Annotated in this window: 22 protein-coding genes; 15 read left to right on the plus strand and 7 right to left on the minus strand. The window is 68.8% G+C overall.

Annotation, left to right across the window (positions count from 1 at the left end; genetic code table 11):
• Positions 1-252 (minus strand): hypothetical protein (locus tag VD964_RS18600; RefSeq protein ID WP_324870004.1); only part of this gene is annotated, 252 nt, incomplete at its 3' end.
• A gap of 348 nt (positions 253-600) precedes the next feature.
• Between VD964_RS18600 and lepB the strand changes: the two genes are divergently transcribed.
• Positions 601-1,338: a signal peptidase I gene (lepB, locus tag VD964_RS18605; RefSeq protein WP_324870005.1), complete on the plus strand. Its 738-nt coding sequence runs from the start codon at positions 601-603 to the stop codon at positions 1,336-1,338.
• 13 nt (positions 1,339-1,351) lie between these two features.
• Here lepB and VD964_RS18610 read toward each other — a convergent pair whose 3' ends face one another.
• Positions 1,352-2,416: a class I SAM-dependent methyltransferase gene (locus tag VD964_RS18610; protein WP_414637203.1), complete on the minus strand. Its 1,065-nt coding sequence runs from the start codon at positions 2,414-2,416 to the stop codon at positions 1,352-1,354.
• Positions 2,417-2,675: 259 nt separating this feature from the next.
• Between VD964_RS18610 and VD964_RS18615 the strand changes: the two genes are divergently transcribed.
• From VD964_RS18615 to VD964_RS18630, 4 genes are all read left to right on the plus strand, one after another.
• Positions 2,676-3,278: an NUDIX hydrolase gene (locus VD964_RS18615; RefSeq protein WP_324870007.1), complete on the plus strand. Its 603-nt coding sequence runs from the start codon at positions 2,676-2,678 to the stop codon at positions 3,276-3,278.
• Positions 3,279-3,300: 22 nt separating this feature from the next.
• The gene (locus VD964_RS18620) at positions 3,301-3,927 is read left to right on the plus strand and encodes a 3'-5' exonuclease (protein ID WP_324870008.1); all 627 of its coding nucleotides are present in this window, start codon (positions 3,301-3,303) and stop codon (positions 3,925-3,927) included.
• A gap of 74 nt (positions 3,928-4,001) precedes the next feature.
• Entirely contained in the window at positions 4,002-4,286 is a 285-nt protein-coding gene (locus VD964_RS18625; RefSeq protein ID WP_324870009.1) for a YciI family protein, read from the plus strand.
• A 17-nt stretch (positions 4,287-4,303) separates the two neighbouring features.
• A complete protein-coding gene (locus VD964_RS18630) occupies positions 4,304-4,723 on the plus strand; it encodes an EVE domain-containing protein (protein ID WP_324870010.1) in 420 nt (139 codons plus the stop codon).
• Positions 4,724-4,899: 176 nt separating this feature from the next.
• On the opposite strand, the gene VD964_RS18635 is transcribed toward VD964_RS18630, so the two are convergent.
• Positions 4,900-5,124 (minus strand): hypothetical protein, encoded by a 225-nt coding sequence (locus tag VD964_RS18635; RefSeq protein WP_324870011.1) that lies wholly within the window; start codon positions 5,122-5,124, stop codon positions 4,900-4,902.
• Positions 5,125-5,535: 411 nt separating this feature from the next.
• On the opposite strand from VD964_RS18635, the gene acs reads away from it, so the two are divergent.
• A complete protein-coding gene (gene acs / locus VD964_RS18640; protein WP_324870012.1) occupies positions 5,536-7,476 on the plus strand; it encodes an acetate--CoA ligase in 1,941 nt (646 codons plus the stop codon).
• Between the two features lie 211 nt (positions 7,477-7,687).
• Here the strand turns inward: acs and VD964_RS18645 are convergent, their stop codons facing one another.
• The 3 genes from VD964_RS18645 to VD964_RS18655 all read right to left on the minus strand — a co-directional run bounded on the left by VD964_RS18645 (position 7,688) and on the right by VD964_RS18655 (position 9,900).
• On the minus strand, positions 7,688-8,182 hold the full coding sequence (locus VD964_RS18645) for a hypothetical protein (protein ID WP_324870013.1): 495 nt from the start codon (positions 8,180-8,182) through the stop codon (positions 7,688-7,690).
• The gene (locus VD964_RS18650) at positions 8,179-8,718 is read right to left on the minus strand and encodes a hypothetical protein (protein WP_324870014.1); all 540 of its coding nucleotides are present in this window, start codon (positions 8,716-8,718) and stop codon (positions 8,179-8,181) included. The genes VD964_RS18645 and VD964_RS18650 overlap by 4 nt, the downstream gene beginning before the upstream one ends.
• A 144-nt stretch (positions 8,719-8,862) precedes the next feature.
• On the minus strand, positions 8,863-9,900 hold the full coding sequence (locus VD964_RS18655) for a DctP family TRAP transporter solute-binding subunit (RefSeq protein ID WP_324870015.1): 1,038 nt from the start codon (positions 9,898-9,900) through the stop codon (positions 8,863-8,865).
• A 53-nt stretch (positions 9,901-9,953) separates the two neighbouring features.
• On the opposite strand from VD964_RS18655, the gene VD964_RS18660 reads away from it, so the two are divergent.
• From VD964_RS18660 to cowN, 6 genes are all read left to right on the plus strand, one after another.
• Positions 9,954-10,646, plus strand: a complete 693-nt coding sequence (locus VD964_RS18660; protein ID WP_324870016.1) for an OmpA family protein — start codon at positions 9,954-9,956, stop codon at positions 10,644-10,646.
• 90 nt (positions 10,647-10,736) lie between these two features.
• On the plus strand, positions 10,737-11,201 hold the full coding sequence (locus VD964_RS18665; RefSeq protein WP_324870017.1) for a cupin domain-containing protein: 465 nt from the start codon (positions 10,737-10,739) through the stop codon (positions 11,199-11,201).
• 89 nt (positions 11,202-11,290) lie between these two features.
• Entirely contained in the window at positions 11,291-12,436 is a 1,146-nt protein-coding gene (lpxD, locus tag VD964_RS18670) for a UDP-3-O-(3-hydroxymyristoyl)glucosamine N-acyltransferase (RefSeq protein ID WP_324870018.1), read from the plus strand.
• A 181-nt stretch (positions 12,437-12,617) separates the two neighbouring features.
• Positions 12,618-13,400: an RNA methyltransferase gene (locus VD964_RS18675; protein ID WP_324870019.1), complete on the plus strand. Its 783-nt coding sequence runs from the start codon at positions 12,618-12,620 to the stop codon at positions 13,398-13,400.
• A gap of 22 nt (positions 13,401-13,422) precedes the next feature.
• On the plus strand, positions 13,423-14,151 hold the full coding sequence (locus tag VD964_RS18680; RefSeq protein ID WP_324870020.1) for a PAS domain-containing transcriptional regulator: 729 nt from the start codon (positions 13,423-13,425) through the stop codon (positions 14,149-14,151).
• Between the two features lie 144 nt (positions 14,152-14,295).
• Positions 14,296-14,592 carry a N(2)-fixation sustaining protein CowN gene (gene cowN, locus VD964_RS18685; protein WP_324870021.1) on the plus strand — a complete coding sequence of 99 codons (297 nt, stop codon included), beginning with the start codon at positions 14,296-14,298 and terminating at the stop codon, positions 14,590-14,592.
• 28 nt (positions 14,593-14,620) lie between these two features.
• On the opposite strand, the gene VD964_RS18690 is transcribed toward cowN, so the two are convergent.
• Positions 14,621-15,994, minus strand: a complete 1,374-nt coding sequence (locus VD964_RS18690; protein WP_324870022.1) for a PQQ-dependent sugar dehydrogenase — start codon at positions 15,992-15,994, stop codon at positions 14,621-14,623.
• A 269-nt stretch (positions 15,995-16,263) separates the two neighbouring features.
• Here VD964_RS18690 and VD964_RS18695 point away from each other — a divergent pair, with 269 nt between their 5' ends.
• Genes VD964_RS18695 through VD964_RS18705 form a run of 3 tightly spaced genes read left to right on the plus strand, consistent with a single transcriptional unit; the run spans position 16,264 to position 22,279 of the window.
• Complete coding sequence (locus tag VD964_RS18695; RefSeq protein ID WP_324870023.1) at positions 16,264-20,169, plus strand: response regulator; 3,906 nt, start codon at positions 16,264-16,266, stop codon at positions 20,167-20,169.
• An 8-nt stretch (positions 20,170-20,177) separates the two neighbouring features.
• Entirely contained in the window at positions 20,178-21,095 is a 918-nt protein-coding gene (locus tag VD964_RS18700) for a PleD family two-component system response regulator (protein ID WP_324870024.1), read from the plus strand.
• Entirely contained in the window at positions 21,092-22,279 is a 1,188-nt protein-coding gene (locus VD964_RS18705) for a molybdopterin-binding protein (RefSeq protein WP_324870025.1), read from the plus strand. The genes VD964_RS18700 and VD964_RS18705 overlap by 4 nt, the downstream gene beginning before the upstream one ends.
• Positions 22,280-22,297: the final 18 nt, after the last annotated feature.

The raw sequence follows: 22,297 nt of genomic DNA on the forward strand, positions 1-22,297 counted from the left end.
GGCGATTTCACGGTCGGACCGCTTGTCGACCAGCCATTGGGCCACCGCCTTCACGTCGTCGACGGAGACGGTGCGCCCGTCCTCGAAGCGCAGCAGGTTTTCCAGCAGCACCTTCATCGAGAACGGCAGCCGCGACAGATCGCCGAGACCCGCCTGTTCGGCGGCCTTCAGGCTGAAATAGTCGTAGCTCTTGCCGCCCGCGCTGAGCGAGCGGCGGGTCTTGAGTGAATCCTGGCCGGTGAAGGTGGTCACTGGAAAGACTCCTTGGCTTCTGTGGCTTTTGGATCCGGCGGTCCGGATCGTGGCTTTCGGTTCGGGCGGGCACCTGGAAGGCCGTCGGACAGGACGCGCCATGCAGCCAAGATGTAGGGCGCAAGGCCGGTCTATCAACGCGCCACATGACCCTTGCCGCAAGACAAGAAGGCCGTCTGGTTCAGGGGGCGAGACTTGGCGTGCGCTCCGGTACTGGAAACGATTACGGTGTGGTGGTCCATACATTACAAAGTTTTATGCTATCCGGAACCGAATATGGCTTTCGGCGTCTTGCTCTTCCGCCTAGTCTGTTGCGCGTCAGCCGGCAGGGACTGGAGGAGACGGGCGATGCAGGGCAGGGGTGGTCTGTGGGATACGGTCCGCACGGTGGCGGTCGCGGGGCTGCTGGCCCTCGGCGCCCGTTCGGTGGTGGCGCAGCCCTTCCACATCCCGTCGGGATCGATGGAGCCGACGCTGGAGGTCGGCGACTTCCTGTTCGCCAGTAAATTCCCCTACGGGTACAGCCGCTACTCCTTCCCTCTCGATGCGCTTCCCATCGCCGGGCGGGTGCTGGGCCATGCGCCGGAGCGCGGTGACATCTTGGTGTTCCGCTTGCCGCGCGACCCGGCGCAGACCTATGTGAAGCGGCTGGTCGGGCTGCCGGGCGATGTCGTGCAGATGCGGGGCGGCGTTCTGTATGTGAACGGCCAGCCGGCGGTGCTGGAGCGGGTGGAGGATTTCGTCGAGACGGCGGCCGACGGCCGGCGCCGGACCATCCCGCAATTCGTGGAGCATCTGCCGGGCGGGCCGGCACACCGGGTTCTGCATGTGGCCGGGCGCGATGGTCTTGACGACACGCCGCCGCTGCGGGTGCCGGACGGCCATTATTTCATGCTGGGCGACAACCGCAGCAATTCGCTGGACAGCCGGGTGGCGGCGACGGCCGGCGGCGTCGGCTTCGTCCCCGCCGAAAACCTCGTCGGACGGGCCGATCTGCGGCATTTCTCCGTCGATCCTTCGGCATTGGACGAACCGACCCGCTGGCCGGCCGCCCTGCGGCTCGACCGCATCGGGCTGATCCGCTGACGGGCGCGGAGTCTCACGCCGGCTTCATCGCCACATAGCGGACGAAGCGCAGGCCGCTGCCCAGCACGCGCAGCCGCGCCCACCACAGGGCAAGCTCGCGCTTCAGCGCCGCCAGCACCGGGGCCGCCGGCGGGACGGCGTTGGCCAGCGTGTCGGCCAGCCTGCGCACACGGTCGATGATGTGGCGGCGGTGCAACTGGGTCAGATCCTCGGAAATGCGGAGGTCGAGGTTGCGTTGCGTCAACTCGTCGGCCATGCGGGTGGCGGTCCAGGGATAGACCTCCATCGGCTCCTCGTCCCGCCATGCGGTCCAGGCATCCCAGGAACCGGGAGCACCGTCGATCACGTAATCGAACAGGGCAATGCCCCCTTTGGGCTTCACGCAGTCGCCGATCCGGTCCAGGAACAGTTCCTTGTCGCGAACCCGGTGGACGACGCGGTCGGCCATGACGAGGTCGAAGCTGCCGGCCTGATTGAAATGCTCCGGGTCGTAATGGGCGATCGGCGCCTTCTTCGACAGGCCCAGCGCCTTCGACCGGTCCATCGCCAGCTTCGCCAGCAGCGGCGACGGCTCCAGCCCGGTCACCCAGGTGTCGCAGCTCTCCACCAGCGCGCGGGCGGTGCCGCCTAGCCCGGCCGACAGGTCCAGCACGCTCTTGGCCGGGTTCAGCCCGAAGGAGCGGACGGAGTCGATCATCCACGCCGCTTCCTCCGGCCCGGTCATGTCCTGGCCCCAAAGGAGCTGTGCCCCCTCGCTGCGTGCGGGCGACCAGACGGGGTCGCCGTGGCGGTCGAGTTGCATCAACGCCAGCCGGTCCAGTTCCGGATTGCCGCCGGCCGCCGGGCTGGGGGCAAGCGGATCGACCGCAGCGGGGAAGGGAGCGGAAAGACCGAACGCGGTGCCGACCGCATTGACCGGCCCGTTCCTGTGCTCGTCCGTCACGTTACGCAGGGCAGACCGGTTCGTAACGCGGGGCAACCGGGAGAGGTCATACCCTTCCCACCAGGCAACCAAACGGTTACGCCAGTCGGGATTTCGCCACCGCTCCAAATCCTGTGGACTGAACTGCGGAGCCACGTAGCTGCCCTTTCCAGGTCAATGGGCGGGTTGCCGCCCCACCCATTCGGAGTATGACCGCGACTTTTCCTGACACGATTTAGAAGTAAGTGCGGTCGATTTGTCTGTCAAGAAACCATTATTTAACGATTTGGACTTGGTTTCCGCCAATTGTTGGAAAATTTTATCATTTTTTGTCTGTGACCTGCTGCGGTGCAGCCATTGCGACCGCGGAGCCGTCTCCCTATACTCCGATCGCAACCGACGGAGGGGGCCTCGCGTGCCGATCGAAACCGGTGAGTCCACCGGCAATCCCTGGACCGTGCTGACCAGCACGACGAAATACGAGAATGCCTGGATGGAGGTGGTCGAGCATAAGGTTCTGACCCCGAAGGGCGCTCCCGGCATCTACGGTGTCGTCCATCCCCGCAGCCTTGCCACCGGCGTGGTGCCGATCCACGACGACGGCACGGTGACCCTGGTCGGCCAGTATCGGTTCCCGCTGAAGCAATACAGCTGGGAAATTCCGGAAGGCGGCGGGCGCAAGGGGGTGGAACCGCAGGAATCGGCGGCGCGCGAATTGCGCGAGGAAACCGGCCTGACGGCGCGGCGCTGGATGCCCCTGATGAAACTGCACCTGTCCAATTGCATCACCGACGAGGTCGCCCATACCTTCGTCGCCTGGGGTCTGGAGCAGGGCGAGTCCGCCCCCGACGAGACCGAGGTTCTGGCGGTCCGCCGCGTGCCCTTTCCCGAGGTGATCGACATGGTGCTGGCCGGCGCCATCACCGACGCCATGGCGGTCGCCAGCCTGCTGAAGCTGCGGGTTCTGGCGGCGGAAGAGGCGCTTCCCGAGGATCTCGCCGGCATTCTCCGCCTCTGACCTGCCTGCAAATCGGACATCAATGACCGTCATCTCCGGCCACGCCGTCGCCATCGACTTCGAAACCGCCAACGAGACCCGCACCAGCGCCTGCTCCATCGGCGTCGCCTGGATCGAGAACGGCCGCGTGACCGGGACGGAGGAGCATCTGATCCGCCCGCGCGAGTTGCGCTTCAACTCCTTCAACAGCGCCATCCACGGCATCCGCGAAGAGGACGTGGCCGGGGCGCCCGAATTCCCGGAGGTTTGGGCGGCCCTGCGAGAGCGGGTGCAGGGCCGGCTGATCCTGGCGCACAACGCCGCCTTCGACCTCAGCGTCTTGCGCCACACCCTGACCGACTACGGGCTCGACTGGCCCGCCTGCGACTATCTCTGCACGGTCGTGCTGGCGCGCCGTGCCTGGCCGACGCTGACCGCGCACAGGCTGAACCACCTGGCCGATTTCCTGGGGATCGCGCTCGACCACCACCATGCCGGCAGCGATGCCGAAGCCTGCGGCCGCATCGCGCTGGCTGCCACGCAGGAGATGGGGCTGCGCGGCTTCGGCGAGATCGAGCGCGCCGGCATCAGCCTGGGCCGCATCGCGCCCGGCGGCTACAGCCCCTGCAAGGGGGGCAAGGCGCAGCGGCGTCCGCGTGTGGTCGCCTGACCGTAAAGCCGGCGCTTTCCCCCCGCCGTCCCCTGCGCTAGGCTCCCGCTCCACCGTATGGAGGAGGGGACCGCATGCTGTTCATGTTCCATTGCGTCGACAAGGCGGGTGCCGCCGATGTCCGCGCCGCCAACCGCGTCGAGCATCTGGCCTATCTGGAAGCCAACGCCGACCGCATCTTCGCCGCCGGCCCGCTGCTGTCGGACGACCAGAGCGGCATGGTCGGCAGCCTGCTGATCGTCGAGTGCGCCGATGCCGCGGCGGCGCAGGAGTTCGCCGCCGGCGATCCCTATGCCAAGGCCGGCCTGTTCGACAGCGTGACGATCCGGCCCTGGCGCCGCGTCTACCCCAAGGCCTGAGCGGGAGAGCGCCGGCTATGGCCTATTGGCTGCTGAAGTCCGAGCCGTTCAAATACTCGTGGGACCGCATGGTCGCCGATGGCCGGACCCATTGGGACGGGGTGCGCAATCACCAGGCGTCCAACAATCTGAAGGCGATGGAGGTGGGCGACCGCGCCTTCTTCTATCACTCCAACGAAGGGCTTGAGATCGTCGGCATCGTCGAGATCGTCCGCACCTGTTATCCGGACCCCAGCGATGAGTCCGGCCGCTTCGGCATGGTTGACGTCGCCCCGGTGATGCCGGTGAAGATGCCTGTCACGCTGAAGCAGATCAAGGCCGATCCGCTGCTGCAGTCGATGGCGCTGGTCCGCCAGTCCCGCCTGTCGGTCTGCCCGGTCAGCGACGAGGAATGGGCGCGGGTGTGCGATCTGGCGGGGGTTGGGGTGCCGGCTTGAGGGGCTGCCGAATGCCCCCTCCCTAACCCTCCCCCACCTTCGGTGGGAGAGGGAACTCCGCTGCCTTCGCACTTAACTCCCTCCCCCGCGATCGGACCGGCCTTCGGCCGGCCGAGAGCGGGGGAGGGTCGGGGGAGGGGGCAACCGCCCACACACTCCCCCAATCAAAAGTACCCCTACTCCGCCGCGTCCTGCATCGCCGCGTGGAAGTCGTTGGTCGCCTGCTTCATGCGCCGGGCGATGTCCGCCACGCCGGCGGCGGAATTCACGTTGAGGGGAGCGCCGAGCGCGCGCAGCGTGGCGTCGATGGCCATCAAGCTGGTGCGGTCGGCGAGACCGGCGAGGCGGTCGCTGCGGTCGCCGGTTTCGGGAAGATCATCCGCGTTCGTGGTGCTGGGCATTGCGATCCTTGCCGACGATGATCGTTACCGTGATGCAGCAACTCTATAGCTGCCTCCCGGTTAAGGTCGGGTTAAGCAAGGGATCACCCGTTACAGGATGGTCATGACGCGTTTTGCACTGCGGCGCGGCGGATAGTCGCGGCAAAGGATCGACGCAAAGATCGCCGCCGCCCGGACCCGACCGGCGCAGGATCCTGCGTGCCCTGATTTGCTTGGGTATGCTTGAGGAAGAAACAGTCTCGCGCCGCAAAATCAGCGACACAATCCTCCTTTGGTCGGGGGGCCTGCGGGGGCCGATTTGCTTGTTAGTCCCGCAACATGTGTGGATAATGCCGCTCAATTCCGGGCGGCGGCCCGCCGCCCTGCAACATCTTCCGGCCAATTCGGAAGCACCACGGGGGAATCGCACTCATGACCGACAACAGCTTCTTTCCGGTGAAGCCCGAGATCGCGGCGACCGCCCACGTGAATGCGGAAGCCTATGCCCGCATGTACGAGCAGTCGGTCAAGGACCCCGAGGCCTTCTGGGGCGAGCAGGGCAAGCGGCTCGACTGGATCAAGCCCTACAGCAAGGTGAAGGACGTCAACTTCAACGACGACGTTCACATCCGCTGGTTCTACGACGGCACGCTGAACGTTTCGGCCAACTGCATCGACCGCCACCTGGCGACCCGCGGCGACCAGACCGCCATTCTGTTCGAAGGCGACGATCCCGGCGTTTCCAAGGCCGTCACCTACAAGGAACTGCACGAGAAGGTCAGCCGCCTCGCCAACGTCCTGAAGAAGAACGGCGTCAAGAAGGGCGACCGCGTCACCATCTACCTGCCGATGATCCCGGAGGCCGCCTATGCGATGCTGGCCTGCACCCGCATCGGCGCCGTGCACTCCATCGTCTTCGGCGGCTTCTCGCCCGACAGCCTGAAGGACCGCATCGTCGACTGCGACAGCCATTTCGTCATCACCTCCGACGAGGGCCTGCGCGGCGGCCGCAAGGTGCCGCTGAAGGCCAACGCGGACAAGGCGGTTGCCGGCGCGCCGATGGTCAAGCATGTGCTGGTCGTCAAGCACACCGGCGGCAACGTCGCTTGGACCGAGGGCCGCGACCTCTGGTATCATGAGGAGATGGAGACCGTCTCCGCCGACTGCCCGCCGGAGGAGATGAGCGCCGAGGATCCGCTGTTCATCCTCTACACCTCCGGTTCGACCGGCAAGCCGAAGGGCGTGCTGCACACCACCGGCGGCTATCTCGTCTATGCGTCGATGACCCACCAGTATGTCTTCGACTACAAGGACGGCGAGGTCTACTGGTGCACGGCGGACGTGGGTTGGGTCACCGGCCACAGCTACATCGTCTACGGCCCGCTCGCCAACGGCGCGACCACGCTGATGTTCGAAGGCATCCCGACCTATCCGGACTCCTCGCGCTTCTGGCAGGTCATCGACAAGCACAAGGTCAACATCTTCTACACCGCCCCCACCGCCATCCGGTCGCTGATGCGCGAGGGCGAGGGCCCGGTCAAGAAGACGTCGCGCGCCTCGCTCCGCGTCCTGGGTTCGGTCGGCGAGCCGATCAATCCGGAAGCCTGGCTGTGGTACTACAACGTGGTCGGCGATGCCCGCTGCCCGATCGTCGACACCTGGTGGCAGACGGAGACCGGCGGCATCCTGATCACGCCGCTGATCGGCGCCATCGGCCAGAAGCCGGGTTCGGCGACCAAGCCCTTCTTCGGTGTCCAGCCGGTCGTCGTCGACAACGAAGGCCAGATCCTGGACGGCGAGACCGAGGGCAACCTCTGCATTGCCGACGCATGGCCCGGCATGATGCGCACGGTGTTCGGCGACCACGAGCGTTTCGTCCAGACCTACTTCTCGACCTTCCCGGGCAAGTACTTCACCGGTGACGGCTGCCGCCGCGACGCCGACGGCTATTACTGGATCACCGGCCGCGTCGACGACGTCATCAACGTGTCCGGCCACCGCATGGGCACCGCAGAGGTCGAAAGCGCGCTGGTCGCCCACCCGAAGGTCGCCGAGGCCGCAGTCGTCGGCTATCCGCACGACCTGAAGGGCCAGGGCATCTATGCCTACGTCACGCTCAACGCCGGCGAGACCCCGACGGAAGAACTGCGCAAGGAACTGGTCGCCTGGGTCCGCAAGGAGATCGGTCCGATTGCCTCGCCCGACCTGATCCAGTGGGCTCCGGGCCTGCCGAAGACCCGTTCGGGCAAGATCATGCGCCGCATCCTGCGCAAGATCGCCGCGAACGAGCATGACAGCCTGGGCGACACCTCGACGCTGGCCGATCCGGGCGTGGTGACCGACCTGATCGACAACCGCATGAACAACGCTTGATCTGCGGTTGATGGAAGAGGGGGGCGCTCTGGTGGGGCGCCCCTTTTTTCTTGGAATATCGTTGGCATTTTGCCCCCTCCCTAACCCTCCCCCGCCTTCGGCGGTGGAGGGGACTGCCGCCGCTTTTCCGTCAGGCCCCCTCTCCCGCGATAGCGGGGGAGGGATGGGGAGGGGGCATCGTCAGCCGACTACGCTACAACACCGAATCCCCTCAACGCTCCGGCAGCACCAACTGCGCGGCGGGGGAGATGGCGAAAGCCGTGGGGGAGGGATAGCGTTCGGCGATCCGCTTGCGCGCGTCCTCGGCATTTTCGGCGGCGACGGCGTAATGGCGCACGCCCGACCATGGTGCGGTGGCGTCCAGCGCCTCCACCGCGACGTACCACAGCGGGCCGCCGGAACGGGCGACGCGGTCGACGGAGTAAAACTCCATCGGCGCGAGTGCGGCCTCGTCGGTCACGGCCGATTGCAGGGACAGGATCTCGCCCTCCACCTCCGCCACCTCGCGGCGCAGGCCGGCCAGCGTTTCCTCCGTCTCCGCCCGGCGGAGTGCGGCGAGCTTGGCGTAGTTGGCGTAGACGTCCAGCCGCTCCTTCAGCGCGGCCAGCTTCTGCGACTGGCGGCGGGCGCGGATGCCGAGGATCCGTTCTCCCACCACGCCGGCGCCCAGGCTGGCGACCGCGCCCAGCACCCACAGGATGGTCATGGCGCGGCGGCTCCCGCAACGGCGTCCCGCTCGGCATCCTCGCCGGAAACCGTCACGCCGACGCCTTCATGGAAAATGCTGCGGGTCAGCATCTGGGCGGCGGCGAAATCGGCAGCCCAAACCTGCGCCACATTCTCGAAACGCCAGATGGCGGGATGAACCACCGCCTTGGCGTCGGGCTGGGCAACGAAGCCCGGCGCAATCGCCAGCCGGAAGGCGAAGCACTTGCGCCCGGGCTCCGGCCGGCCGATCTCGTGGATGAAGAGGCGCGACGCCGCGGCTCGCTTGCCGCCGCGGCGGCTGAGGATCAGCTTGTCGGTCGACAGTTCGACCAGTTTGGCCTTCATCGCGCCGATGCCGGCCTGCATGGCCTCAAGCTCGTTGGCCTGACGTTCCAGCGCATCGCGCTCCCTGATCAGGGTCGCGCCGGCGCAGCGGATTTCCTGGTCGGTGCGTAGGATCAACCCGCGCCGGACCGCCAGGAACAGCAGGGTGGCGCCGACGCAGAACAGCGCCAGCAGCATTTCCGACGTCATACGCGCCCGCTCCGCAAACCATCCGGCAAGTTGGGGGAGTTGTAGCGCAATCCGCACGGGCACGCATCACAAGCAAGTGCTCTGCGGCCATGAAAAACGGCGCCCCTGAAGGCGCCGCCTTTCGTCATTCCCGCGAGAAGGTGCTTACTTCCGCTCGGCGATGGCGGTCTGGGCGGCCTTCACCAGATCGGGACCGATCTGCTTGGACCACTTGTCGAAGACCGGCTGGGTGGCGGTCTGGAAGGCCTTCTGCTGCTCCGGCGTCAGGCGGACGACCTCGACGCCCTGGGCGGCGATGTCCTTCAGCAGGCTGTCGTCCTCGGCGGTGATGCCCTTGCGCGAGATCGCCACCTCTTCGGCCGCGGCCTGGACGGCGGCGGCGCGCACCGCTTCCTGGTCCTCCTTCGACCAGCTCGCCCACACCTCCTTGTTGACCACGAAGATCAACGGGTCGGCGACATAGCCCCACAGCGTCAGGTTCTTCTGGCCCAGCGTCGCCAGCTTGGCGGCGACGAAGATGGTCAGCGGGTTTTCCTGCCCGTCGACGGCGCCGGTGGACAGCGCGGGCTGTGCGTCGGCCCAACTCATCTGCGTCGGGTTGGCCCCCAGCGCCGTGAAGGTGTCGAGGTAGAGCGGCGAGCCGACGACACGGATCTTCAGCCCCTTCAGGTCGGCCGGCGTGCGGATCGGGTGCTTGGAGTTGGAAATCTCGCGGAAGCCGTTCTCGCCCCAGGCCAGCGGCACCACGTCCTTGGTGGCGAGCAGGTCGAACAGCTTCTGGCCCACCTCGCCCTTGGTCAGGGCGTCCAGCGCCTTGTGGTCCGGCATCAGGAAGGGCAGGGAGAAGAGGTTCAGTTCCTTCACCTGCGGCGACCAGTTGATGGTGGAGCCGACCGCCATGTCGATGGTGCCCTGGCGGAGCGCGGTGAATTCCTTGGTCTGGTCGCCGTTCACCAGCGAGGTGCCGGGATACATCTTGATGTTGATGCGGCCGCCCGTCTTCTCCTTGACCAGTTCGGCCCAGCGGTCGCCGCCCACGCCCCAGGGGAAAGGCTTGCCCAGAACGGTGGAAAGCTTGTACTCCGCCTTGTAGTCGGCAGCGTTCGCAGCACCGGCCAGAACGGCGGGAACCGTCAGCGCGGCCAGCGCGATGCCGGCGAGCAGAGCCTTCAGCGATTTCATGCTTGTTTCCTCCCAAGCGCCCTATACGAAAGATACGGACCGGGATCGTACAGATGCACGCAGGACTGTTCCACGGGCAATGTGACACGACCGTCCGCGGTCCGAACAATGCGGCCATGCGGCGGAGCCGCAATTGGACCATGCGGCTCGGCCTGATGCTCGGTGCTTGCGTCTGGCTGGTTCTGCCGGTGGCGGCCATTGCCCAGGGGTTGCCGAACCCGGCCATGCCGATGGGGCCGAATCCCAGCGAATGCGAGATCCAGGCGGCGCTGCTCGGCACCACCGGCCCCAACTGTCCGCCGGTGACGATGCAGCGTCCCGCCGCCCCGCCGCCGGCAGCCGTGGCCGCTCCCCCCGGACCGGTGGCGCTGCCGCCGCTGCCGGGACCGGCCGCCCTGCCGGCGCCGGAAATGCGCGCCGCCTTCCGGGTGGAGTTCGACTTCAACTCCGCCCGCATCAAGCCGGAGTCGCGGGCGATCCTGGACAAGGTGGCCGCGGTGATGGTGACGGCGGGCAACACGCGCTTCCGCATCGTCGGCCATACCGATGCCGTCGGCGGCGATGCGGCCAACCTCATCCTGTCCAAGCGGCGGGCGGCGGCGGTGGTCGAGTATCTGGGGTCGAACCACCAAATCCGCCGTGACCGGCTGGAGGCATCGGGCATGGGCGCGCGGGAACTGCTGCTGCCCGACGAGCCGAAGGCGGCGGCCAACCGGCGGGTGGAGATCGTCAATCTAGGCGGCTGATTTTTTTTGGTCCTACCGGGAACCTTCGGGGGCTTGCGGTGTTGCGCAGGAGCGCCGCCGACCCTTACACCTTCCTGACCGGGAGAGCCGATGCCCGACTTCACCCCCGTGCCCATCGAAAGCCGCCGCATCGCCGATGACGAGACCGGCAAGCCCGCGGTGTTCGGCGCCATCCTGTCCGGCCAGCCGCAGGAGATTCACCGCAACCTGTTCGACGGCGACTTTGGCCGCTTCAAGTCGGGGGTGTGGCAATGCACACCGGGCTTGGTGGCGATGAAGGACTGGCCGTATCACGAGTTCTGCGTCCTGCTGTCCGGCCGCGTCATCATCACGCCCGAAGGCGGAATGCCGAGAGAATACAAGGCCGGCGACGCGCTGGTCCTGCCGATGGGCTTCACCGGCACCTGGGAGATCCTGGAAACGGTGCGCAAATACTATGCGGTCCAGGCACGCCAGCCGCTGCTGCGGCGGGTGAAGGAGCGGGTGAAGGGCTTGTTGCGTCGGGGCGCCAAGGGAGGGCAGACGGGAGATGCGCAGGCCGGTGCCGCGTTCTGATACCTCGCCATCCGCCGGACGCCCGTGTTAGGGTCCGCCGCGCCGTCCGGCAAGGCGGTTCGTGACGACTCTGACACCGGTGCTTTCCCATGACCAAGCCCCATCCGACCCAGGCCCCCCGTACTCTGGCCGAGATCGCCGAAGCGCTGGGCGCGACGGTCGAAGGCGACGGCTCCATCCTGGTCCGCCGCGCCGTCCACCCGTCGGAGGCGGAAGGGCCGGAGGATCTGGCGCTTGCCATGGACAAGGACCTGCTGGCCCTGCTGCCCGGCAGCAAGGCGGTGGCCGCCGTGGTCGCCGAGGGGGTCGAGGTGCCGGACGGCATCGAGAACCGCATCGTGGTGAAGCGCCCGCGCTATGCCATGGCCGGGATGCTCGACATCTTCGAGAAGCCGGTCCATGCCGAGCCTGGGGTGTCGCCGCAGGCCTATGTCGCGCCCGACGCGGTCGTGGCGCCGGATGCCTCCATCGCCCCCTTCGCCTACATCGGTCCGCGCGCCCGCATCGGGGCCGGCGCCATCATCCTGCCGCACGTCACCGTCGGTGCCGACGCGGTGATCGGCGACGGCTGCCTGCTGCACCCCGGCGCCCGCATCGGCGAGCGGGTGGAGATGGGCGCGCGCTGCATCATCCATCCCAACGCCGCCGTCGGCAACGACGGCTTCAGCTTCGTCACTCCGGAGCCGGGCAGCGTCGAATCGGCCAAGACCACCGGCCGCGTCGTCGGCACCAACGTGCTGATCCGCCGGGTGAACTCCATCGGCACGGTGATCCTGGGCGACGATGTCGAAATCGGCGCCGGCGCCACCATCGACCGCGGCACCGTGACGGCCACCCGCATCGGCAACGGCACCAAGATCGACAACCTCGTCCAGATCGGCCACAACGTGCAGGTCGGCACCAACTGCATGCTGTGCGGCCATGTCGGCGTCGCCGGCAGCACGGTGATCGGCGACCGCGTGGTTCTGGCCGGCAAGGTGGGCGTGGCCGACCATGTGAAGATCGGCAGCGACGCGGTGGTGGCCGCCAATTCCGGCGTCGGCATGGACATCCCGCCGAAGTCGGTGTGGATGGGCTATCCCGCCGTGCCGCGCGCCCGTGCCTTCGAACAATACAAGGGCCTCGCCCGCCTGAAGCGCCTGTTCGCCGACGTCTCCGACCTGAAGAAGCGCCTGACCGCCATCGACGGCGGCCCGGTTCAGGTCGAGGCGGAGAAGGCGGAACAGCAGGACTAGGCGGCGCTCGGGTCCGGTTTGCCCCCTCCCCAACCCTCCCCCGCCCTCGGCCGGCCAAAGGCCGGTCCGATCGCGGGAGAGGGAGTTAGTCGCAGAGCGGCGGCAGTTCCCTCTCCCACCGAAGGTGGGGGAGGGTTAGGGAGGGGGCCTCTGCACTTTACCTCAAACGAACCTACGTCCCATGACCTCCGGCCAGAATCCCACGCGTGAGTCCATCCTTGGCGGCCCCGCCGTCATCCTGGTGCAGCCGCAACTCGGCGAGAACATCGGCGCCTGCGCGCGCGCGATGCTGAATTGCGGGCTGACCGACCTGCGCCTCGTCAAGCCGCGCGACGGCTGGCCGAACCCGAAGGCGAGTGCCGCCGCATCGGGCGCCGACCTCGTCATCGACAACGCCAGGATCTTCGAGACGACGGCCGAGGCGGTCGCCGACCTTGAGGCGGTCTACGCCACCACGGTGCGCACCCGGGACATGATCCAGCGCTTCGTCACCCCGCGCGTCGCGGCGGGCGAAATGCGGGAACGCTATGCCGCCGGGCAGAAGGTCGGCGTGATGTTCGGGCCGGAGCGCACCGGGCTGTTCAACGACGACCTGACCTTCGCCCAGACGCTGGTGACGGTGCCGCTGAACCCCGCCTTCTCCTCGCTCAACCTGGCGCAGGCGGTCCTGCTGATCGGCTACGAATGGTTCCAGGCCGGCGACCGCACGCCCGACCGCTTCCTGCACACCGGCCAGACCCGCCCGGCGACGATGGCGGAACGGGTGAACTTCTTCGAGCGGCTGGAGGCGGCGCTGGATCGCACCGGCTTCTTCACCAGCGAGGAAAAGCGCCCATCGATGGTCCGCACCCTGCGCAACGCCTTCGAACGCATGGAGATGACCGAGCAGGAGGTGCGCACCTTCCACGGCGTCGTCGCCGCCCTGGTGCAGGGCAGCCGCCGGAAAGGCGAGAGCCAGGACTGAATCACCGTTATAGTGGGCGTCCATGGACTATGCGTTGCAGAACATGGACGTCGGGCTGGTGCTGCTGGACAGCGCGCGGCGCGTGCTGACCCTCAATCCGGCGGCGGTGCGGCTGTTGGGGGAACGGGCGGCCGGGCTGGTCGGCGCCTATCTGCACGACCTGCACCCGCCCTCGCACCGGGCCAAGGTGGAACTGCTGCTGGCCGCGGCCGGCGATCCGGCCGCTCCGGCCTCCGCCTGTTCGATGATGGTGGCACTGCCCGGCCGGGTTCTGGTGGTGAAGGCGACCGCGCTGGCGTCCGCCGCTACGGTGGCGGAGGGGAGTGCCGTCACCGCCCTGATGCTGATGGAGGCCGTTCGGCCCGCCGTGGTGGATGCGCAGGCCCCTTCCGTCCCGCCATCCGCATCGCCGCCCGAACCGCTGGTCAAGCTGCCGGTGGAAAAGGGGCAGGGCATCGTCCTGCTCGACCCGGCGGATGCCGTCTACCTGCAGGCCGACGGCCATTACACCACCGTCCACACCGGTGACGGCGCCTTCTTCTGCGGCCTGCCCTTGTCGGAACTGGAGGCGCGGCTCGATCCGCGGTCCTTCGTGCGCACCCACCGCGGCTACATCGTCAACCTGCGCCATGCCCGCGCGGTGGAGCGGCAGGACGGCCGCGCCGCCTTCGTCATGGCCGCCCCTGGCGCTCCCCGCGTGCCGGTCAGCCGCAACCGGGCCGACGCGCTGAAGAAGCGGCTGGCGCTTTAGGCGTCTCCGTTCACGCAGCGATTCCACCGTTCGCGCAGGCCGGATGCCGCTGGTGCTGCGCGGCTTGCGGGCAGGGTCGCGTTTGGCGAAGCATCGATGCCATGTTCCCCACCCCTGGCAACCGGCATGAGGAGGCCGCATCCCGTGGACAGCATCGACGCGCCCGACCGTTACGTCTCGTTCAAGGGAATCGATTGCGAGGGCAACAGCCGCCGCATCATCGACTGGCTGTACATGCACATCGACGATCCGGCCAAGACCAACGCCTTCTGGGAGCGGTTCCGCGCCAAGCTGGCGGTGGCCGAGGACCCGCTGAAGCGGCAGGCCGACGGTCTGTGCCTGCTCTGCTCCAACATCTATTACATCGCCGACCTGTTTGAAGAGCATGACGACGAGGAGGGGCTGGCGATGCTCCGCCGGCTGGAGGACGAGTGCTGTTGACCGGATCACGGATCGGGCGGCGGCGCGGTCAGGGCTTGGCGGCCGGTTCCGGCTCCCGGTCCGCCGCGGCATAAGCCACCCGCCAGACCGTGCCGGAAGCGTCCTCGGCGATCAGCAGGGCGCCGTCGGCGGCGACCGCCAGCCCGCTCGGCCGGCCCCAGACCCGCGGGGTCTCGTCGCCGTCCGACCGGCTGTCGATGCGGAAGCCGGTGACGAAGGTCTCGTAGGTGCCGGTCGGGCGGTTCTTGTCGAAGGGGGCGGTGTCGAACGGCACGAAGGCGATGGCGTATCCGGTGGGACGGGACCGGTTCCACGACCCGCGCAGAGCCACGAAGGCGCCCATGCGGTAGCGTTCCGGGAAATGGGTGGCGTCGCCGAAGACCAGCCCGATCGGCGCGGAATGGGCCTGGAACAGCAGCCCGGGCACCAGCGCCGCCTTGACCAGATCGGGCCGCCGTCCCGCCAGGTCCGGCTGCGGGTTGGTGCCGATGTAGGAATAGGGCCAGCCATAGAAGCCGCCGGGGGTCACCGCCGTCAGGAAATCGGGGACCAGCTGGTCGCCCAGCCCGTCGCGCTCGTTCACCACGGCATAGAGGTCTCCGGTGCCCGGCTTGAAGGCGAGGCCGACCGGGTTGCGCAGCCCGCCGGCGAACAGGCGCTGGCCGCTGCCGTCGATGCGGAATTCCTGGATGGTGGCGCGCGGTTCCGGCTCCACCCCGATGTTCCCCTCCGACCCGATGCCGACGTAGAAATGCCGGCCGTCCGGCGCCACCACGACGGAGCGGGTGTTGTGGCCGCCGCGCTTGCCGAACGCACCCTCCGGGGTCAGCCGCCGCCGCTCCCCCGCCTGTGCGGTCCCGGCCGTCCAGGGCAGCCGCCAGACCCCGTTCAGGTCGCCGACCAGCACCGCCCCGCCATGGAAGGCGAGGCCGAAGGGATGGTCGAAGCCCTCCGCCCAGACCTGTGCCATCTCCGCGTGGCCGTCGCCGTCGCCGTCGCGCAGCAGGGTCAGGGTGCCGGGCCGCTGCTGGGCCACCAGCACGTCGCCGTTGGGCAGGACCAGCAGGTTGCGGGCATTCTCCACCCCGTCGCGGAACAGGGTGACGGTGAAGCCGCGCGGCGCCCGCAGCGGCTGGTCACCGGGCCGCGGCACCAGCACGGCCTCGTTGGCGACGGCGGGCGTGGCATAGGGCTTGGGCAGCGTTTCCATCCGCACATGCACCTCGGCGCCGACCGTCTGCATCGGGTCCGTCCGTACCGGCCCCGTCATCGCCCCCTGCGCCAGCGCCGTCGCGGCCGGGGTGGTGCAGACCGCCAGAGCCAGCAGGCCAGCGCCCAACAGGGTGGCGCCCAACAGATTGGCTGGGAGGAACTTGGCTGGGACGAGGCGGCGGTCGGCCATCGATCGGGCACTTTCAACGGGACGGGAACGGAAACGGGCATCATGACAAATATGGGGCACGATGCCGCCGGCCGCGCGCAAAGGCAGGCGGTGCAAGGGGGGCTGTACCGTCGGGGTCCCCCGCAAGCGCCGGATGTCCCCATCGTCACCGTTGCGCACATCAAGTTGCTTGCGGTCACGGAGCGCACCAGACCATACTCCGACCGATGTAGGCGAAAAGGCTGGCGGCGGGCGCCGGCCGACGGCAGCGGTGCGGCGACGGTTCGGCAATGATGGACAGAAACGCGATCGACGCTGCGGCTCTTGCCCTGTCGCCCACCCGCACCCGCCTGCTGCTTGCCGCCGCCTTTTCGCTGATCGCATTGCTGGGCATCGGTTTCTGGGGCTATGTGGTCTGGGCCGACCGGACGGAGACGCTGCGCCATGCGCAGGAGCAGGCGCAGGCGTCGGCGCGGCTCACGCAGGAGCATGTGCGCCGGACGGTCGCGACCGCCGATCTCGCCATCCGGCGCACTCAGGACCTCATAAGCCGCTACGGCATGCCGGGGCTGGACACCAACCGCGAGGCGTGGATCACCGTCCGCGACATGGTGGACAATTTGCCGGAGATCGCGGCCCTGTGGGTCCATGGTCCCACCGGCGACAATGTGCTGTCCAGCCGCCAGTTTCCGGTGCCGCGCGGCAATGTCGCCGACCGTACCTATTTCCAGGTCCACCGCGACGGCGCGGAATTCCATGTCGGCGAGCGGATCACCGGCAGGATGACCGGCATCCAATCCTTCACGGTTACCCGGCCGGTCCTGCAGGATGGCCGCTTCCTGGGAGTCGTCCACGCCAACATCGACCTTGATTACTACCAGCAGCTGTACGAAAGCCTGGATCTCGGCGCCGGTTCGGCGGTCGCGGTCTACCGCACCGACGGCAAGCCGGTGCTGCGCTTCCCCGACAGCGAACCGCTGGACGGGCCGGACGGCAGGATCGTGCTGCGCCACGCCGCCGAAGCCGCCACCGAGACCTTCGACGTGGAAGGGCACATGCCGGGCGAGCGGCGCATCCTGTCCTATCAGCGGGTGCCGACCCTGCCGCTGGTCGTCTTCGTCGCCCTGTCGGAGCGGACGGAACTGGCGGCGTGGCGGGAGCGGACAGTCCGTGGCGGCATCCTGGTCGGGCTGGCGGTGCTGGCCTGTGCCGGGCTGGCCTACGGTGCCCTGCGCAGCCTGGAGCGCGAGGTGGCCGGCCGCCGCCGGCTGGCCGACACCAATGCCGAACTCGACGCCAAGAAGCAGGAGCTGGAGTCCGCCAACGAGGCCTTCGCCAGCGCCAACCGCCGCCTGAACCTGATCCTGCATTCCGCGTCCGACAGCATCTGCGGCGTCGACCGCGAGGGGCGGATCACCTTCGCCAACCCCGCCACCTCGGTGCTGACCGGCTATGGCAACGAGGAACTTCTGGGCGGGAACCTGCATGCGCTGATCCATTCCCGCCGCGCCGACGGCTCTGCCTTCCCGGCGCTGGAGTGCCCGGTGACCGCGGTGCTGCTGAGCGGGGAAAGCCGGCGCGGGTTGGAGGACACCTACTGGACCAAGGCCGGAAAGCCCTTCCTGGTGGAATACACCGCCTCGCCCATGCTGGCCGACGGCAAGGTGGAGGGGGCGGTGGTGGTCTTCCACGAGATCGCCGAGCGCAAGCGGGCGGAGGCGGCGATGCAGCGCGCCCGGCTGGCGGCGGAGGCGGCGAGCCGCGCCAAGAGCGAGTTCCTGGCCAACATGAGCCACGAGATCCGCACGCCGATGAACGCGATCCTCGGGCTGATCCACCTGCTGCAGCAGACGGAGCTGACCGACCGGCAGGCGGACTACGTGCACAAGGTGCGGGTGTCGGCACAGTCGCTTCTGGGCATCCTGAACGACATCCTCGACTTCTCCAAGGTGGAGGCCGGCAAGCTGGAACTGGAGCGGGTCGATTTCCGCCTGGACGACCTGCTGCAGACGCTGGCGGTGATCGTCGGCTCCGCCGCCCAGGAAAAGGATATCGATGTCCTGTTCTCCGTGGCGCCGGACGTGCCGCTCGACCTGATCGGCGACCCGCTGCGCCTGCAGCAGATCCTGATCAACCTTGCCGGAAACGCCATCAAGTTCACGGAGGCCGGCGAGGTGGTGGTGGCGGTCAAGGTCCGCTCGCTGTCCAACGACCGCGCCGTGCTGGACTTCGCCGTGCGCGACACCGGCATCGGCATCGCGCCGGAGCAGCGCGAACGGCTGTTCCAGGCCTTCAGTCAGGGCGACAGCTCCACCACCCGGCGCTTCGGCGGCACCGGGCTGGGGCTGGCCATCTGCGCGCGGCTGGTCAGGCTGATGAACGGCGCCATGGAGGTGGAGAGCGAGCCCGGCAAGGGCAGCGTCTTCCGCTTCCGTGCGGAGTTCGGGCTTCATGGCGGGAGCGGGGCGGGGCGCGCGATCGCGGCCGGGCCGGCCGGCCGGCTGCCGCGTCAGGTTCCGCGCGACCTGACGGTTCTGGTGGTGGACGACAACGCCACCGCGCGCGAGGTGCTGAGCGAGATCGCCGCCGCCTTCGGCTGGGCGGTGACCGCCTGCGCCGACGGACAGGCAGCCATCGACGAGTTGGAGCGGGCGGCGGCGGCCGGCAACCCCTATGACGTCGTGCTGATGGACTGGAAGATGCCGGGGATGGACGGGATCGAGGCGGCGCGCCGCATCCGTGCCGATGCCCGTGCCGGCACCCCGATGATCATCGTCATCAGCGGCTATGGCCGCGACCGGCTGGGTGCCCGTTTCGAAGAGACCGGAGCCGCCGGATTCCTGGTGAAGCCGGTCACCGCCTCCACCCTGCTCGACGCCGTCACCGTCGCCTATGCCCGGACGGAGCCGCCCGGCGAGGGCGTCCGCCTCCCCGCCGCCATTCCGGCCCCGGCTTTTCCCACGCTTCGATCCGAGGCGGAGGGCGGCGGGCGGCCGGACGGGGGGCTTTCCGGGGCGGCCTGGGATGCCAGCCGGGCTCTGCACGGCCGCCGGCTTCTGCTGGCCGACGACAATGCCATCAGCCAGCAGGTGGCGCGCGAAATCCTGGAGCGGGCGGGGGCGGCCGTCACCGTGGCCGCCACCGGGCGGCAAGCGGTGGACTGCGTGCGCGCGGCCGCCCAGCCCTTCGACGCCGTGCTGCTGGACGTGCAGATGCCGGACATGGACGGCTTCGCCGCGACCGCGGCGATCCGTGCGCTCCCGGGCGGGCGGGATCTGCCGATCATCGCGATGACTGCCAGCGCCTTGCCCGCCGACCGTCAGCGCTGCCTGGACAACGGAATGGATGCCCATGTGCCGAAGCCGCTCGACCTGCCGCAGCTGTTCGCCACGCTGGCCCGCTGGATCGGACCACCGCTGGTGGCGATCCGGCCCTGCACGCCCTGCGCCGCCGGACCGATCCCCTCACGCGGCCAGACAATGCTGACCGCCGCGGCCTCTCCCGGCATCGCCATGCCGCCCGCGGCGGTGTCGGACCAGGCCGCAGGGGACCGGCCGAGCGACCTGCCAAGTGACCTGCCGGGTATCGATCTGGCCGACGCGCTCAACCGGCTCGGCGACGATTCCGGGCTGTTCCGCCGCTTCATCGGCCAGTTCGCGTCAGGCTACGGCGATGTCGCCGACCGGATTTCGGCGGCATTGGGCTCCGGCGACCTGACGACCGCCAAGGGCATCGCGCATGAACTGAAGAGCGTCGCCGGCAATGTCGGCGCCGTGCGCCTGTCCGCTGCCGCCGACGCGGTGCAGATCGCCGCGCAAAGGGGCGATGCCGCCGCGGCCGCCGCCCAGGTGCCGGTGCTGCACGCCGAACTGGCCTTGGTGCTGGAGAGCGCTGCCCTGCTGGCGGCGACGGCCGACGGTCGTGGGAACCCGGCAGGCGCCGGCAACTCCGGCCGGTCGGCGGAAAACCGCAAGGAGTTGGCGGAGCGACTGCCGCAGTTCGCAACATTGTTACATGACAGCAACTTCGCAGCGGCGGAAGAGTTCGCTATGCTGGCACCGTTGCTGACGGATTCGGTCGAGCCCTCGACGATCAAGGGGCTGTCCGCCGCCATCGACGGTCTGGATTTCATCAAGGCGCTTGGGATCGTGCAGCGGATCGCGCGTGACCTTGGCCTCTCATTGCCGACGGTCTGAACGCGCCCATGGCCGAACCCCGCCCGAAGATATTGGTGGTGGACGATATTCCGTCCAACGTCCATGTGCTCAGCCGCATCCTGAAGGGCGACTACGACATCTATTTCGCCACCGACGGCGAAAAGGCGCTGGATCTCGTCCAGGCGCGGATGCCCGATCTTGTCCTGCTGGACATCATGATGCCGGGGATGGACGGCTTCGAGGTATGCCGCCGCATCAAGGCCGACCCGGCCACCCATGACATCCCCGTCATCTTCATCTCCGCCAAAAGCGAGGTGGAGGACGAGACCCGTGGGCTGGAGGTCGGGGCCATCGACTTCATCACCAAGCCGATCAGCCCGCCCATCGTGAAGGCGCGGGTGCGCAACCACCTGCTGCTGAAACGCCAGACCGATCTGCTGCGCAGCCTGTCCTTCCTGGACGGGCTGACCGGCATCGCCAACCGCCGCCGCTTCGACGATGCGATGACCCGCGAATGGCGGCGCTGCGCCCGCTCGCACCTGCCGCTGTCGCTCATCATCCTCGATGTCGACCATTTCAAGGCCTACAACGACCAGTACGGCCATCAGGCCGGCGACGAATGCCTGCGCGTGGTGGCCGAGGTGCTGGCGGATAGGGCGAGGCGGCCGAGCGACCTCGTCGCCCGCTATGGCGGCGAGGAGTTCGTCTGCCTGCTGCCGGAGACGGATGGGCCCGGCGCCACCCGCGTCGCCGAAGGCTTCCGGGCCGGCGTGGCCGAACGGCGCATCCCGCACGCCCAGTCGCCCGTCGCCCCCTTCGTCACCATCAGCCTCGGCGTCGCCACCGTGATCCCGTCCACCGACGGCAGTCCGGAGCGGCTGGCGGAGATGGCCGACCAGCTGCTCTATCGTGCCAAGCGCGCCGGCCGCAACCGCGTGCAGGACGCAACGGTGCCGGCGCTGTGACCGCCCCGCCGTCCGCCGCCCCGCCCGCTGCGCCTGCATTCCATGATGTCCGCGGCCGAGGCTTCTCCCGCCGCTCGACGCTGGACGCCGCATGGGACTGGATCGACGGCCGGGTCGTTCCGCCGTCCGCCCGGCCTTTGCCGCTAGCGGATTGCGGCGGTCTGGTGCTGGCGGAGGCGGTCGGAGCGGTGGGCGACTGGCCGCCGTCCGACCGGGCCGCGACGGACGGCTATGCCGTGGCGGCGGCCGATACGCTGGGTGCCAGCTCCTACAATCCGGTGCCGCTGATGGGTGCGGTTGCAGTGGTGGCCGGCGATCCGCTGCCGCCGGACTGCGACGCGGTGATCCCGTATGAAGCGGCGCAGGCCGCCGGCCCCTTCGTCGAGGCGGTCGATGCCGTGGCGCCCGGCAGCGGGGTGGAGCGCCGGGGCGCCTGGATGGCGGATGGAGGCCCGCTGCTGCCGGCCGGCCGGCGCCTGCGCCCCGCCGATCTCGGCCTGCTCGCCGCCGCCGGGCACCGCGCCCTGCCGGTCCTGCCGGCACCGCGGGTGCGGATCCTGCTCGCCGGCGGTCCCAAGGCCGGCGCGCCGGAGCAGTTGGGAGACATGCTGGCCGCGCTGGTCCGGCGCGACGGCGGCAATGTCGAGGCGGTCGTCCCGTTGCCCGCCGACATGGATGCGCTGGCTGACGCCTTCACCCAGCCCGGCGCCGACCTGATTCTGTCGGCCGGACGCACCGGAACCGGTCCGGACGATGCGGCGCCGCCCGCGCTGGCGAAGGCCGGCGGCCTCGACCTGCACGGCATCGCCATGCGGCCGGGGGGAAGTGCCGGGCTGGGAGCCGCAGGCGGCACCCCGGTCCTGCTGCTTCCGGGCGAGCCGATGGCGGCGCTGGCGGCTTACGAGCTGCTGGCCGGGCGCGCGGTGCGGCGTGCCGCCGGCTTGCCCGCCGCGCTGCCCCATGCCACCGTTCAAGCGGTGACCGCGCGCAAGCTGGTCTCTGAAATCGGTTGTCTCGACCTGCACCGGGTCCGGCTGGCCGACGACGGCCGGCTGGAGCCGGCCGCTTCGCCCGGCTGGCCCGGACTGGCCGCCGCCGCGCGGGCCGACGGCTTCGTCCTGATCGGGGCGGACAGCGAAGGCGTGCCGGACGGCGTTGCGGTTACCATGTATCGTTTCGCCTGATCTTACTCTGCAAGGGTT

Origin of the sequence: Azospirillum sp. (assembly GCF_035628975.1) — a bacterium.
Lineage (GTDB): Bacteria > Pseudomonadota > Alphaproteobacteria > Azospirillales > Azospirillaceae > Azospirillum.